Raw genomic sequence first — 14,850 nt, 5'->3', positions numbered from 1 at the left:
CCGCTCGAGGCTCTTTTCGCGCTTCGTTGTTAGCGCTCACTCTGCCGCTGTGCCTGCGGGGCGGCAAGGCGTCGGCTGCGGCTGCGCGCGGTCGATTGCGCAGGCCGGAGGATGAGTTACGGTAAGGTGATAGCCCTAACAGAACAGAGCCCGGCCATGGGCCGGTGCCTACGGGAGGATGTATGGACATGAGCAAGGCGAGGCGGCTGCGCCTCCTGATGACGACCGGCGCCATCGCGCTGGCGGCGACCGGCTGCGGCGAAGCCAAGGTCGCCACCTCGGCGAATGCCATGCAGCCGGCGCAGACGGACGGCTCCGCCTCCGGCGCGCCCGACGTTCATCCCGAGGCGTGGCCGGCGGTCCAGAGTCCCGTCGCCGACGACCCCGAGATCGAAGCAGAGGTGGAGCGCCTTCTCGCCGCGATGACGCTCGAAGAGAAGGTGGGCCAGATCATCCAGGGCGATATCGGCTCGGTCACGCCCGAGGACGTCAGGCAATACAAGCTCGGCTCGATCCTCAATGGCGGCAATTCGGCTCCCGGCGGCGACCTGCGCGCCGATCCCGCCGACTGGGTCGAACTGGCGGACGCGTTCTGGGATGCCTCGGTCGGTCCCGACGGCGAAGGCATCCCGGTCCTGTGGGGCACCGATGCCGTGCATGGTCACTCCAATATCGTCGGCGCGACGATCTTTCCGCACAATATCGGCCTCGGCGCCGCGCGCGACCCCGAGATGATCGAGAGGATCGGCGCCGCCACGGCGGCGGAGATCGCCGCCACGGGCCTCGACTGGACCTTCGCCCCCACCCTTGCGACGCCGCGCAATGACCGCTGGGGCCGGACCTATGAGGGCTATTCCGAGGCGCCCGAGATCGTGGCCGCCTATGCCGATGCGATGGTGCGGGGCCTGCAGGGCGATCCGAACACCGAGGCGTTTCTCGGCCCGGACAAGGTCTTGGCCACCGCCAAGCACTTCCTCGGTGACGGCGGGACGCGCGACGGCGTCGATCAGGGCGAGACGGTCGCCACCGAAGAAGAGCTGCGCGACATTCACGGCGCGGGCTACGCACCGGCGATCGAGGCGGGCGTGCAGACGGTCATGGCCTCGTTCTCGAGCTGGCGCGGCCAGAAGATGCACGGCTACGAGGCGCTGCTCTCCGACGTGCTAGTCGACCAGATGGGTTTTGATGGCTTCGTCGTCGGCGACTGGAACGGCCACGGCCAGGTTGCGGGCTGCACGCCCACCGACTGCCCGGCCTCCTTCAATGCCGGTCTCGACATGTTCATGGCGCCCGATAGCTGGAAGGGCCTCTACGAGACGACGCTCGCAGCCGCGCAGTCCGGCGAGATCACGCAGGAGCGGCTCGATGAAGCCGTCGCCCGCATCCTCCGGGTCAAGCTGCGGGCGGGCCTGCCCGAGCGCGGACGCCCCTCAGAGCGGCCTCTCGCCGGAGACTTCGACCGGCTCGGCTCGCCCGAGCACAGGGCGCTGGCCCGCGAATCGGTGCGCAAGTCGCTCGTCCTCCTCAAGAACGAGGGCGTCCTGCCCATCGCCGGCGATATGCGCGTTCTGGTCGCGGGCGACGGCGCGAACGATCTCGGCAAGCAGACCGGCGGCTGGACCCTGAGCTGGCAGGGCGACGGGAACAGCCGCGAGGACTTCCCGAACGCCCAGACGATCTGGGAAGGCCTGGAAGCGGCGATCGGCGAAGCGGGCGGCGAAGCCGTTCTCAGCGAGGACGGCTCCTATGAAGAGGAGCCGGATGTCGCCGTGGTGGTCTTCGGCGAGGATCCCTACGCGGAATTCCGCGGCGACCGCGAGGACCTGAACTTCGCCGACGAGACCGCGCTCGAGACGATGCGCCGCCTTCAGGCGGACGGGATCCCGGTCGTGTCGGTGTTCCTGTCGGGCAGGCCGATGTGGGTGAACCCCGAACTCAACGCCTCCGACGCCTTCGTCGCGGCTTGGCTGCCGGGAAGTGAAGGCGGCGGCATCGCGGATGTTCTGGTCGGCAGCCAGGACGGCGAGCCGCGGCAGGACTTTACGGGACGCCTCTCCTTTTCCTGGCCGAAGCGGCCCGATCAGGCCATGCTCAATGTCGGGGATGCGGATTACGCCCCCCTCTTCGCCTATGGCTACGGCCTCACCTACGGCGATGACGGCACCTTGGCGGAACTGCGCGAGGACTACGAAGTGGCCGGCGCCGACGCCAACACCATCCTGGCCGAAGGCGATGCCCGCGGCGGCCGCCGGATGACCCTGTCCTCGGCAGAAGGCGACATGCTGGTTTCGGATGCCACTGCGATGAGCCCCGACGGGTCGCTCGCTCTGTCGCGCACGGACCGCGATGCGCAGGAAGACTCGATCCGCCTGCAATGGGACGGCTCGGCCCCTGCCCGCTTCGTCGTGCATGCGCAGCCCGTCGACTGGCAGCGCGAGGCCAATGCCGATATCGGACTGCGCGTCTCCTATCGCTATGACGAGCAGCCTGAAGCCCCCATCCGCTACGGCATGGGCGAAGGGCTGTTCACCCTGCCCCTGGGCGAAGCGGGAGAGTGGCAGGACGTTACCGCGCGGCTCACCTGCTTTGCGGAGGCAGGCGCCGACCTGAGCGAGATGGCCGCGCCCTTCGTCCTCGCGGCCGAGGGCGAAGCGACGGTCACGGTCTCGGATGTGACGCTGGTGCCGACCGAAGCCGGCATGGCCTGTCCGGAGGATTGAGCCGTCAGGCGCTCGCGCGTCGCAGGAACGTATTCACCGTCAGCCGCCCCTCTTCAGGGGCGGCTGATAGCCCATGGCCCTCCGGCACGAGCCCGGAATGCAGGGTCGTGCCGGAATAGGCGATCAACCGGTTGAAGACGCACTCCACCCGCGCATGGCGTTCGAAGATGTCGTCGGAGGCGCCGCGATAGCTCGGCCCCGGCTCGCCATGATCAGCTAGATCCTGCCGCAGCGCTGCATCATAGGCCGCGTGCCGGTCTTCCGTCACCCGCTCGAAGCCGGTGCTGAGATGGCGGTAGAAGGCGGTGCCGCCATGCTCGGGTCCGCAGAGATAGTGCAGGACCGCCACCACCTCGCCGTCCGTGCCATCGAAGTGAGGCAGGCGCTGGATGAGCGCGAGGTCCCGGGGCGGGGTCGTGACGAGAGAGAAGTCGCAGGACGCGGTCTCGAGGCGGGTATCGGCGCTCCAGCCCATCATCGCGCAGACCGGCCTGCGCAGCGCCTCAGCGAGCCCTGCGGCATAGCCTGCGGGCGCAGCCGCCCGAATGCCGGGATAGTAGGGTCCGTTCCTGGCGAAGCTTGCGGCTTGCGCCGCTAGGACGAGGCGCTGCGGATCCGGCAGCGCCTCGTCGGCGAGGAAGAGAGGCAAGCGCTCGCGTCCGATTGCACGGATCGAAGGCGCCTGCCGCTGCGTCACCCGGCCATCTCTTCGAGCTCGAGGCCGCGGGTCTCCCGCACGGCGCGCGCCACGAAGAAGGCCGAGACCACCGAGAAGAAGCAGTAGATGCCATAGGTCGGCGCCAGCCCGATCGAGTTCAGCATGATCGGGAAGGTCATGGTGACGAGGAAGTTGGCGAGCCACTGCGCGAGGCCCGCCACGGCGAGCGCCGAACCGCGGAACTGGTTCGGGAACATCTCGCCGAGCAGCACCCACATCACCGGACCCCAGGAGAGGTTGAAGACGAAGGCGTAGACGAGGCCGGCGATCAGCGCGGTCAGGCCCATGCTCGACGACATCTCGAGGCCGCTGGCGCCAAGTTCGCCGGTGGAAAAGGCGAAGGCCATCACGCCGAGCGCGACCGCCATGCCGACCGACCCCCAGAAGAGGAGCGGCTTGCGGCCGACGCGGTCGACCATTGCGAGGCAGAGCAGCACGGCGAGGATGCCCGAACCGCCGGTCAGCACGTTCTGCAGGAGCGCGTCGGATTCGGTGAAGCCGGCGGACTGCCAGAGGACGGCGCCGTAGTAGAAGATGACGTTGATGCCGACGAGCTGCTGGAAGACGGCGAGGCCGATGCCGACCCACACGATGGGACGCACCTTGCCGCCCAGCGTCATGTCGGAGAAGCGCGGACGGTGATCGCGGGCGAGCGTGCGCTCGATCTCGGCGACCTTGGCTCCCGCGCCGCCGCGGAACAGGCGGTCGAGAACGCCGCGCGCCTCGTCGGAGCGGCCCTTCGCCACGAGATAGCGCGGGCTCTCGGGGATCGCGAAGAGCGCGAGCAGGAAGATCGTCGCCGGCAGAAGCTCGACCCAGAACATCCAGCGCCAGGTCTCGAAGCCGAGAGCGAACTCAGCCGTGCTGCCGCCCGCTGCGCCCGCGAGAAGATAGTTCGACAAGAAGGCGATGAAGAGGCCCGCGACGATGGCGATCTGCTGCGTCGTGGCGAGCGCGCCGCGATAGCGTGCGGGCGCGATCTCGGCGATATAGGCAGGCGACATCACCGAGGCCGCGCCGACGGCGAGACCGCCGAGCACGCGATAGAACACGAATTCCGCGACACCGCCCGAGACGCCCGACCCCCAGGCCGAGATGATGAACAGGACGGCCGCGACCATGAGCATGGCGCGGCGACCGAAGGCATCGGCAAGTCGGCCCGCCGCCAGAGCGCCGGCGGCAGATCCCAGAAGCATGGAGGCCACGGAGAAGCCGGTGCCGACGCTGGAGGAGGCGAAGGCGGTCTGGAGCCCATCGACCGTGCCGTTGATGACACCCGAGTCGAAGCCGAACAGGAACCCGCCCAGCGTCGCCACCAGAGCGATCAGGATGATGGCGCCGGTATTCGGCTCTGTCAGGACATGCGCCGCCGGGTGGGCGGCTCCTGCGGGTTCGGCGGCCCCGGTTTGACCGGTCGTTGTGCTCATTTCTCGTTCCCTACCCCAGTGGCCGCTCTCGGGCGGCTGTAGCTGATAACGCTATCACCGTTCACTTCGGCGCGACAAGCCGATGCGTAGCGGGCATTCGCGGCAATGTCCTCATATCTCGTCGAACGAATAGCGGATCGAGCGGCGATAGGTTCCGCCCGGCCGCAGGATCGTCGCGGCGAAGGCGGACTGGTTCGGCGCATCGGGAACATCCTGCGGCTCGAGGCAGAGCCCGCCAAAGGGCATGAAGCCGCCATCGAGCTTCCCGCCCGTATAGAACTGCAATGCAGGCTGGTCCGAGGCGAGGCGGAGCCGCCGTCCGCTCGGCGCATGAACGACCTCGGCGCGCACCCCCTCGCCTGCGCCGAGATAGCAGTGATCGAAGCCGACGGGCGCCGGGCGCGGCAGCACTTCGCCCAGCCGGACCGGGCGGCGTAGATCGAAAACGGTATCGTCGACCGCTTGGACATCGCCTGTCGGGATGCCCTCATCGTCCACCACCACGATCCTGCCGGAGGCGATCGAGACGGCGTGGTCCTCGACCGTGCCGCAACCTGCGCCGCCGAGGTTGAAATAGGGATGCTGGCTGAGGCTGATCGGGGTGGGCCGGTCGGTCTGCGCCTCGTAGGAGACGGTGAGAGTGCCCCCTTCGACCGAGAAACGCGTGCGCACGCAAAGCCTGCCGGGAAAGCCCTGATCGCCATCGGGACTGACGAGCTGCAGGACGAGCCTGTGCCGCTCCTTCGCCTCGACGCTCCAGCTCTTCGCGTGAAAGCCGCCCGCCCCGCCATGCAGCGTATTGCCGTGCTCGTTCGCGTCGAGACGGAAGGCCTCTCCTTCGAGTTCGAAGCGGGCGCCGCCGATCCTGTTGGCGAACCGCCCGAGCGTCGCGCCGAGGAAATGCGGATCGTCGCGATAGGCCGCCTCGTCCTCGTGCCCGAGCAGGACATCGGTCGCAGACGATCCGCCGCCATACACGATCCGCGCGAGGCGTCCGCCATAATCCGCGATCGTGACGGCGAGTGATTCGGACTTGATCTCGTGGAGCACGGACACCCTCGCCTGCTGCTGGCGCTCAAGGGCTATTCCGTTCCGTCATCCGCTGTCGAGCCCTGCGGGCGGGCGCCTCACAATATGGCGGCGCGGATCGCATAGGCGACGACCGTCACCGCCAGCACGCCCGCGCACCACAGGCCGACGAACCACAAGCCCTTGCGCACCGGCCCGGGCAGCTGCGCCATCAGTGATAGCCCTTTTCGGGATCGATCTTTCCGCGGAACACCCAGTAGGCGTAGCCCGTATAGGCGAGGATGATCGGGATCAGGATCACCGCGCCGACGAACATGAAGATCTGGCTGATCCACGGCGTCGCCGCGTCCCAGATCGTGACCTCGGTCGGGATGATGAAGGGATACATGGAGATCCCGAGCCCCGCAAAGCAGAGCGCGAAGAGAAGAAGCGCCAGAACGAAAGGCCTGTATTCGTGCTTGTGGATGGCGAGGCTGCGGAACATCAGCACCGCCATCGCCGCGATGGCGAGCGGCACGGGCGCGGCCAGCAGGATGCCGGGCATCTCGAACCAGCGCTGGGCATAGGAGGCTTCGAGGAAAGGCGTGAAGGCGCTGACGACCACGATGAAGCCGACAGTGGCGATGCCGAAGCCCCAGGCGAGGCTTCGCGCCTTCTCCTGGATGTCGCCATCGGTTTTCATCACGAGCCAGGTGGCGCCGAGAAGGCCGTAACCGGCGACGAGCGCCAGGCCGGTGATGACCGAGAACCAGGACAGCCAGTCATACCAGCCGCCGGCATAGGCGCGGCCTTCCACCTCGATCCCCTGCAGGAGCGCGCCGAGCGCGACGCCCTGGGCGAAGGCGGCGACGACCGATCCGGCGATGAAGCCCCTGTCCCACCACTTCTTCGCCCGCTCGGTCCGCCAGCGCGCTTCGAAGGCCACGCCTCGGAAGATCAGGGCGAGCAGCATGGCGATGATCGGCGCATAGAGCGCCGGCATGATGATCGCGTAGGCGAGCGGGAAGGCTGCGAAGAGCCCGCCGCCGCCAAGGATCAGCCAGGTCTCGTTGCCGTCCCAGACGGGGGCGACCGAATTCATCAGCACGTCCCGCTCCCGCCGCTCATGGAAGGCCGAGAACAGGATGCCGACCCCGAGATCGAAGCCGTCGAGGACGACATAGATGAAGACCGAGAGCACCAGGAGCACGGCCCATGCGACGGTGAGATCGAAGCTGATATCCATGCCGCCTCTCCTTAGCGTTCTTCGGTCGTCTCTTCGGGATGCAGGAACCGCTCGGGATCTTCCTCGACGCCCGGCGTGATGCCGGCCGTCCTGACGGGACCGTCCGCCTTGGTGAGGCCGGGCTCGCCGGCCTCGGGGGCATGCGCCATCAGGCGCAGGATGTAGAAGGTCCCCGCCCCGAACACGATGAAATAGACGAGGATGAAGAACATCAGCGAGGTGCCCACCGCAGGCGCACCGAGCGGGCTGACCGAATCCGTCGTCCGCAGCATGTTGTAGACCGTGTAGGGCTGCCGTCCGACCTCGGTCGTCACCCATCCGGCGATGACGGCGACGAGGCCCGAAGGCGCCATCGCCAGCGCGAAGCGGTGAAGCCATTTGTTGGTGAAGAGCGAGCCCCGGAAGCGCGCCCACAGGCTGAACATGCCGACGCCGAGCATCAGGAATCCGAGGCCCACCATGATGCGGAACGACCAGAAGACGATGGAGACCGGCGGCTGCTCGTCGTCGGGGATGGTGTCGAGCCCGGCGAGCGGCGCGTCGAGATGGTGCTTCAGGATCAGCGAGCTGAGCTTGGGAATTCCGATGGCGTAATCGAGTTCCTGATTCTCGTCGTCGGGAATGCCGAAGAGATAGAGCGGTGCGCCGTCGGGGTGGCTCTCATAGTGCCCCTCCATCGCCATGACCTTCTGGGGCTGGTATTCGAGGGTGTTGAGGCCGTGCATGTCGCCGAGGACGATCTGGAGCGGGGCGACGAGCGCCGCCATCCACATCGCCATCGAGAACATGGTGCGGACACCGGGATTGTCCCTGCGCCCCTTGAGGAGGTGCCAGGCGCCCACACCGCCGACGATGAAGGCCGTCGTCAGATAGGCCGCCGTCAGCGTGTGCGCGAGGCGGTACGGGAAGGAGGGCGTGAAGATCACTTCAAGCCAGTCCGTCGGGATGTACTGCCCGTTCTCGGCGACCTCGAAGCCCTGCGGCGTGTGCATCCAGCTGTTCACCGACAGGATCCACGTGGCCGAGATCGCCGTGCCGACCGCGACGGCGAGCACCGCCACCATGTGCAGGGTCGGCCCGACACGGTCGCGCCCGAACAGCATGATCCCCAGGAACCCGGCCTCGAGGAAGAAGGCCGTCAGCACCTCATAGGCCATGAGCGGCCCGATCACGGGACCCGCGACATCCGAGAAGACCGACCAGTTTGTGCCGAACTGGTAGGACATGGTGATGCCGGAGACGACGCCCATGGCGAAGCCGATGGCGAAGATCTTCACCCAGAACTGGAAGAGCCGGAGATAGGCCTCGTTCTTCGTCTTCAGATAGAGGCCGTTGAGCACGGCGAGAAAGCTCGCCAGCCCGATCGAGAATGCCGGAAACAGGAAGTGGAAGGAGACGGTGAAGGCGAACTGGATCCGCGCGAGGATCACCGGATCGAAGCTGGAGAGCATGAAAGGCCTTCCTCTCGGCGACGCGGCTGCGGCGAAGACCCCCGCCCGGCATGGCGCAGATGGCGAGCGGCTTCTCCGCGCTCAATGCGGCAAAGCAGCCGAAAAAGAAAGGCATGCCCCTGCACCCGTCACGGCGCAGGGGCGGATCTCGCGATAGGGGAAGCGGCCGTCCGGCCGCCTCCCAAGGCCTGTCTTACTTCGCGTCGAAGCGATCGAGCTCCATCACCTTGACCCAGGCCGCGATGAAGTCGCGCACGAATTTCTCTTTCGAGTCGTCCTGCGCATAGTGTTCCGCCAGCGAGCGGAGCTGGGAGTTGGAGCCGAAGACGAGGTCCACCCGGCTCGCAGTCCACTTGTGCTCGCCCGTCGCCCGGTCGGTGCCGACGAATTCCTTCTGCTCGTCGGTCTTCTCCTTCCACGCCACGCCCATGTCGAGCAGGTTGACGAAGAAGTCGTTGGTCAGCTGGCCCGGACGGTCGGTGAACACGCCGTCCTTCGTGCCGCCCTGATTGGCCTCGAGCACGCGGAGCCCGCCGATCAGCACGGTGGTTTCCGGCACGCTGAGCGTCATCAGGCGGGCCCGGTCGACCATCAGTTCCTCGGTCGGGACCGTGTGGTCGGCGTGGACATAGTTGCGGAAGGCATCCGCGCCCGGCTCGAGCGGCTCGAAGGATTCCGAATCCGTCATCTCCGCGGTCGCGTCCATGCGGCCCGGCGTGAAGGGCACTTCGACATCATAGCCCGCATCGCGCGCCGCCTTCTCGACCGCGGCCGAGCCGCCGAGGACGATGAGGTCCGCAAGAGAAACCTTCTTGCCGCCGGACTGCTTGGCGTTGAAGTCCGACTGGACCCCCTCGAGCTTGGCGAGGACCTGAGCGAGACGCTGGGGATCGTTGGCTTCCCAGTCCTTCTGCGGCGCGAGGCGGATGCGCGCGCCATTGGCGCCGCCGCGCTTGTCGCTGTCCCGATAGGTCGAGGCCGAGGCCCAGGCGACGAAGACGAGGTCGGCAATGGAAAGACCGCTGTCGAGGATCTGCGCCTTGAGGGCCTTGATGTCCGAAGCGTCCACGAGGTCATGGTCGACGGCCGGAATCGGGTCCTGCCAGATCAGGTCTTCCTGGGGCACTTCCGGCCCGAGATAACGGACCTTGGGACCCATGTCGCGGTGGGTCAGCTTGAACCAGGCGCGGGCGAAGGCATCGGCGAACTCGTCGGGGTTCTGATAGAACCGGCGCGAGATCTGCTCGTAGGAGGGATCGACCTTCATCGAGAGGTCGGTCGTCAGCATCATGGTCGGGACTTTCTTGCCCTGATCATGAGCGTCGGGCGCGCGGTCCTCGTCCTTGAGGTTCACGGGCGCGTACTGCCAGTGGCCGGCGGGGCTCTTGGTCAGCTCGTACTCATATTCGAAGAGCTGCTCGAAATAGCCCATGTCCCACTTGATGGGCTCGGGCGTCCACGGGCCTTCGAGGCCGGAGGTCATGGTGTGCCCGCCATGGCCGGTGCCCGTCTCATTGGTCCAGCCAAAGCCCTGCGCCGCGATATCCGCGCCTTCGGGCTCGGCGCCGACGACCGCATCCGCGGCCCCGTGGCACTTGCCGAAGGTGTGGCCGCCGGCGACCAGCGCGACCGTCTCCTCGTCGTTCATCGCCATGCGGCCGAAGGTGACGCGGATATCGTGCGCCGCGGCGGCCGGGTCCGGCTTGCCGCTCGGGCCTTCGGGGTTGACGTAAATGAGGCCCATATTGCTGGCCGCGAGCGGCTGCTCGAGGTAGCGATCGCCCGAATAGCGGTCGTTCTCGCCGAGCCATTCGGCCTCGGTGCCCCAATAGACGTCCGTTTCCGGCTCATAGATGTCCTCGCGGCCGCCGCCGAAGCCGAAGGTCTTGAAGCCCATCGATTCGAGCGCGACATTGCCGGTCAGGACCAGGAGGTCCGCCCAGGACAGCGAATTCCCGTATTTCTGCTTGATCGGCCAGAGAAGGCGCCGCGCCTTGTCGAGATTGGCGTTGTCCGGCCACGAATTGAGCGGCGCGAAGCGCTGCGCGCCGGAGGACGCGCCGCCGCGGCCGTCGCTCATCCGGTACGTGCCCGCCGCATGCCAGGCCATGCGGATGAAGAAGGGTCCGTAATGCCCGTAATCGGCCGGCCACCACTCCTTCGAGTCCGTCATCAGCGCGTGCAGGTCATCCTTGACCGCCTGAAGGTCCAGCTTGCTGAACGCCTCGGCGTAATCGAAATCCGGGTCCTGCGGGCTCGGTGAGATGCCGCCATGCGTCAGGATGCTGAGGTCGAGGGATTTGGGCCACCAATCCCGGTTCTGCCGGCCCTTGACGCTGATCCCGCCGTGGATCACCGGGCATCTTGCTTCGCCGTCCATATCCAATCTCCATCCCTGATCGCTGTTCCGCTCCGGGCTCGGCCCGCGCGCTAGGGGGAAGCTAGGCCCGGCAGCCCCTCCGACAAAAACGAATGATACACATAAGAAGCATCGAAATTTTCGATGCCGGCGACGCCCCTGTCATGGCTGCGCGCGATCGGTTCCGGCAATGAACAGCTTGCGCCTCGCCGCCCCCATCGCACAGGCCGGGCGGCGAAGGTTCGTTGCGCTGCAGCATCGCGGTTGCGTGAGCGTGCGAACTCCTGCAGCGGGCGACTGTTCGCCGCAGGAATATCAGCGGACCGATGGAGAGCGACATGCGCCTCTTCCTGATGGCGAGTCTGGCCGCCGCCGCCGCCACCTTCGCCGCCCAGGCCGATGAACGCGATGCGGGGCCGGAGAACGAACCGGTCATCCATGCTGCCGGCTATGATCTCGTGGGATGCGCCAAGCGCTCCGTCCTGTGGCACGACCTCTACAATCTCGCCCTGTTCGAGCGGGATGGCGGAGAGATGATCGTGATGGAGGTCCTGCACGAAGGAGAGATGCCCGACGGCCTGCCCGATGACTGGCCGCCCAAGCTGGCGCGGACGCTCGACGAGGAGACGATCGCACAGATCGATGCGGCCTTCGCGCTGATCCAGCCCAAGAGCCGGGTCGAGATCGCCTATCTGCCGAAGCTCGACCGGACGGAGATGGCCGTGGACGGCATCGCGCTGATGGTCCTGCCCGAGCGCGCGACCTTCGATGCGATCTCCGACATGTGGTTCGGCGAGGAGCCGATCTCCAAGGGGCTGAAGGCGGAGATCCTCGGCGGCGAATGCGCGCTGGGCTGAGGCTCCGCCCTTCCCTCTACATCGCTTCGAGCCGCGCCTTCGCCGCCTGCAGCTTCTCCAGCGTCGCGGTGAAATCCGCGCGGCGCGTATGCTGCTCGTCCACGACCTCCTTGGGGGCGCGGGAGACGAATTTCTCGTTGGCGAGCTTGTTGTCGATCTTGCCGATCTCGCTTTCGGTCTTGCCGATTTCCTTTTCGAGGCGGGCGAGTTCGGCCGAAAGGTCGATGTGCTCGGCCACGGGCAGCGCATAGGTGACGCCGCCGGTGACGATCTGCGCCGCGCCTTGGGGCGGGGTGTCGGCTAGCGTGATGTCCTCGATCCGGGCGAGCTGGCGGAGGGCCGGCGCCTGATCCTTCAGCCGGCGCTGCGTTTCCGCATCGGCGCCGAGGGCGACGAGCGGGAGGCGGGCCGAGGGCGGGACGTTCATCTCGGCCCTGAGCGAACGGATTTCCGAGATCAGGTCGATGGCGAAGCGGACATCGCCCGCCGCCGCCTCGTCGCGCAGGTCGGGCGCAGACCAATCCTCGAGCATGAGGAAGCCGTCCCGCTCGCCCGTCTGCGCCCAGAGCTCTTCGGTGACGAAGGGCATGAAGGGGTGCAGGAGGACGAGGATGCGGTCCAGCGCCCAGGCGAGCGTCGCCTTGGTCTCTTCCTTCGCCGCCGCGTCCTCGCCGTTCAGGATCGGCTTGGACAGCTCCAGCGCCCAGTCGCAATAGAGGTTCCAGGTGAAGCGATAGGCCGCCTGCGCCGCATCGTCGAACCGGTAGGCTTCGAGCGCCGAAGTGACCTGCGCCCGCGCCTCGGTCGCCTCATGCGCGATCCAGCGGTTGAGGGGGAGTTTGAGGGCGGCGGGATCGAAGCCTTCGGGAACGGAAGCCTCGTTCATCTCGACGAAGCGGGCAGCGTTCCAGATCTTGGTCCGGAAGTTCCGGTAGCCTTCGACACGCTGCTCGGACAGGTTCAGGTCGCGCCCCTGCGTCGCCTGCGCCGCGAGGCAGAAGCGCAGCGCGTCCGTGCCGTATGTGTCCATCCAGCCGAGCGGGTCGACGACATTGCCCTTGGACTTGGACATCTTCTGTCCGTGCTCGTCCCGCACGATGGCGTGGATATAGACCTCCTTGAACGGCACTTCCTTTTGGAAGTGCAGGCCCATCATCATCATCCGGGCGACCCAGAAGAAGATGATGTCGAAGGCGGTCGAGAGGGCGGCGGTGGGGTAGAAGCGTTCGAGTTCCGAGGTCTCTTCCGGCCAGCCGAGGGTGGAGAACGGCCAGAGAGCGGAGGAGAACCAGGTGTCTAGGACGTCCTCGTCCTGGTAGACAGGAATTAGGTTCGGCCTACCCTTTTCCGCAAGCTGATGAACGATATCGTCGATCGACCTGCCTTCGAGCTCAACCGTACCGATCTGGTAATCCGTCGGATAATACTCTCGCATCATCGCGAAGGCCTTTTCCGATGACTCTGCACAGAACACTTTCTTCGTCCCGTGATCTGGAATCATGCGTTCTGGCCCTTCGCCACTCATTAGCATGTCTTCCATCGACAGTTCGCCGCGTTTCCATTGCTCTAGGGCGTCGGACGAAGGTTTGCCCATACTCTTCCGTAGAGAGGGTCCATACCAAACCGGAACCCGATGCCCCCACCAGAGCTGGCGGCTGATGCACCAAGGCTCGATGTTCTCCATCCACTGATAGTAGGTCTTGTCCCAGTTTTCCGGGACGAAGCGGGTCTTGCCCGAGCGGACGGCCTCGATGGCGGGGCCGGCCATCTTCTCCGCGTCGACCCACCACTGATCCGTCAGCATGGGTTCGATCACGACGCCGGAGCGGTCGCCGAAGGGCTGCTGGATGGTCTTGTCCTCGACGCGGATCAGCGTGCCTTCGGCTTCGCACTGGCCGATTACTTCCCATCGGGCCCCGTAGCGGTCGAGGCCACGCAAATCGTCCGGGACGAGGTTGATCGCGTCGACCGCTGCCTCGTCGGGTTCGCCATCCTGATCGCGCAGGGCGGCCGCCTTCTCGACCTCTTCGGCATAGGGCGCGCCGTCGGCGCGCATAGACGCGTGCTCGTCCATCAGGCGGTAGAGCGGAATCCCTGCCCTTTTTGCGACGCCGTAATCGTTCTGGTCATGCGCGCCGGTGATCTTCACCGCGCCCGAGCCGAAGTCGGGATCGGGATATTCGTCCGTGATGATCGGGATCAGGCGGCGATGTTCCTTCGGCCCGACCGGGACCTCGCAGAGCTTGCCCACCAGCGGCGCGTAGCGCTGATCGTCCGGGTGCACCGCGACCGCGCCGTCGCCGAGGATGGTCTCGGGCCTTGTCGTCGCGATGGCGATGTAGTCGCGCGTTTCGCGCAGCGTCTCGTTGCCGTCCGCGTCCGTCTCAACATATTCGTAGGTCTCGCCGCCGGCCAGCGGGTACTTCACGTGCCACATGTGGCCCTGGACCTCGCGCGTCTCGACCTCGAGGTCGGAGATCGCGGTGACGAGCTTGGGGTCCCAGTTCACGAGCCGCTTGGCGCGGTAGATGAGGCCTTCCTCGTAGAGCTGGACGAAGACCTTGCGGACGGCGGCCGACAGGCCCTCATCCATGGTGAAGCGTTCGCGCGACCAGTCGACGGAGGCGCCGAGGCGTCGGAACTGGTTCTGGATCTTGCCGCCGCTTTCGGCCTTCCATTCCCAGACGCGCTCGATGAACTCCTCGCGGGAGAGGTCCGTGCGCTTCTCGCCCTTCTCCGCCATCTGCCGCTCGACCACCATCTGGGTCGCGATCCCGGCATGGTCCGTGCCCACCTGCCAGAGGACATCCTTGCCGCGCATCCGCTCGAAGCGGACGAGGATGTCCTGGAGCGTGGTGTTGAGCGCGTGGCCCATATGCAGGCTGCCCGTCACATTGGGCGGCGGGATCACGACGCAGAACGGCTCGCCCTTGCCCGAGGGCTTGAAACAGCCTCCCTTCTCCCATGCCTCGTAGAGGCGGGATTCGACATCGGCGGAATCGAACTGCTTCGGCAACGGCATAGCAAAAAGGGCCCTTCCAAGAGGGCCCTCCTATAGTCTCAG

General features: G+C 66.5%; 9 protein-coding genes. 2 read left to right on the top strand and 7 right to left on the bottom strand.

Annotated elements, in window-relative coordinates:
• The first annotated feature begins 188 nt into the window (after positions 1-188).
• Positions 189-2,720 (top strand): glycoside hydrolase family 3 protein, encoded by a 2,532-nt coding sequence (locus tag IE88_RS0110095; protein ID WP_031553904.1) that lies wholly within the window; start codon positions 189-191, stop codon positions 2,718-2,720.
• 4 nt (positions 2,721-2,724) lie between these two features.
• Here IE88_RS0110095 and IE88_RS0110090 read toward each other — a convergent pair whose 3' ends face one another.
• The 6 genes from IE88_RS0110090 to katG all read right to left on the bottom strand — a co-directional run bounded on the left by IE88_RS0110090 (position 2,725) and on the right by katG (position 10,950).
• Positions 2,725-3,417, bottom strand: coding sequence for a DUF6445 family protein (locus IE88_RS0110090; protein ID WP_031553903.1), 693 nt, complete (start codon positions 3,415-3,417; stop codon positions 2,725-2,727).
• Positions 3,414-4,865: a sugar porter family MFS transporter gene (locus tag IE88_RS0110085; protein ID WP_081871591.1), complete on the bottom strand. Its 1,452-nt coding sequence runs from the start codon at positions 4,863-4,865 to the stop codon at positions 3,414-3,416. The genes IE88_RS0110090 and IE88_RS0110085 overlap by 4 nt, the downstream gene beginning before the upstream one ends.
• 111 nt (positions 4,866-4,976) lie before the next feature.
• A complete protein-coding gene (locus IE88_RS0110080) occupies positions 4,977-5,921 on the bottom strand; it encodes an aldose epimerase family protein (protein WP_051881882.1) in 945 nt (314 codons plus the stop codon).
• 184 nt (positions 5,922-6,105) lie between these two features.
• Positions 6,106-7,119, bottom strand: a complete 1,014-nt coding sequence (gene cydB, locus IE88_RS0110070; RefSeq protein WP_031553898.1) for a cytochrome d ubiquinol oxidase subunit II — start codon at positions 7,117-7,119, stop codon at positions 6,106-6,108.
• A gap of 11 nt (positions 7,120-7,130) precedes the next feature.
• Positions 7,131-8,570 (bottom strand): cytochrome ubiquinol oxidase subunit I, encoded by a 1,440-nt coding sequence (locus tag IE88_RS0110065; protein WP_051881878.1) that lies wholly within the window; start codon positions 8,568-8,570, stop codon positions 7,131-7,133.
• A gap of 193 nt (positions 8,571-8,763) precedes the next feature.
• On the bottom strand, positions 8,764-10,950 hold the full coding sequence (gene katG, locus IE88_RS0110060; protein ID WP_031553894.1) for a catalase/peroxidase HPI: 2,187 nt from the start codon (positions 10,948-10,950) through the stop codon (positions 8,764-8,766).
• Between the two features lie 317 nt (positions 10,951-11,267).
• Between katG and IE88_RS0110055 the strand changes: the two genes are divergently transcribed.
• Positions 11,268-11,786, top strand: coding sequence for a chalcone isomerase family protein (locus tag IE88_RS0110055; RefSeq protein WP_162178332.1), 519 nt, complete (start codon positions 11,268-11,270; stop codon positions 11,784-11,786).
• Between the two features lie 16 nt (positions 11,787-11,802).
• Here the strand turns inward: IE88_RS0110055 and IE88_RS0110050 are convergent, their stop codons facing one another.
• Positions 11,803-14,808, bottom strand: coding sequence for a valine--tRNA ligase (locus tag IE88_RS0110050; protein ID WP_031553888.1), 3,006 nt, complete (start codon positions 14,806-14,808; stop codon positions 11,803-11,805).
• Positions 14,809-14,850 lie beyond the last annotated feature (42 nt).

The sequence above is a fragment of the Parvularcula oceani genome, from assembly GCF_000733125.1.
Lineage (GTDB): Bacteria > Pseudomonadota > Alphaproteobacteria > Caulobacterales > Parvularculaceae > Parvularcula > Parvularcula oceani.
The sequence above is the reverse complement of the archived record's forward strand: the minus strand, read 5'-3'. Positions and strand labels throughout refer to the sequence as shown.

Bases quoted from the DNA above. Each gene is read 5' to 3' on its own strand.
- IE88_RS0110095 (WP_031553904.1), top strand. From the start codon at position 189: ATGAGCAAGGCGAGGCGGCTGCGCCTCCTGATGACGACCGGCGCCATC.
- IE88_RS0110085 (WP_081871591.1), bottom strand. From the start codon at position 4,865: ATGAGCACAACGACCGGTCAAACCGGGGCCGCCGAACCCGCAGGAGCC.
- cydB (WP_031553898.1), bottom strand. From the start codon at position 7,119: ATGGATATCAGCTTCGATCTCACCGTCGCATGGGCCGTGCTCCTGGTG.
- IE88_RS0110065 (WP_051881878.1), bottom strand. From the start codon at position 8,570: ATGCTCTCCAGCTTCGATCCGGTGATCCTCGCGCGGATCCAGTTCGCC.
- katG (WP_031553894.1), bottom strand. From the start codon at position 10,950: ATGGACGGCGAAGCAAGATGCCCGGTGATCCACGGCGGGATCAGCGTC.
- IE88_RS0110055 (WP_162178332.1), top strand. From the start codon at position 11,268: ATGCGCCTCTTCCTGATGGCGAGTCTGGCCGCCGCCGCCGCCACCTTC.
- IE88_RS0110050 (WP_031553888.1), bottom strand. From the start codon at position 14,808: ATGCCGTTGCCGAAGCAGTTCGATTCCGCCGATGTCGAATCCCGCCTC.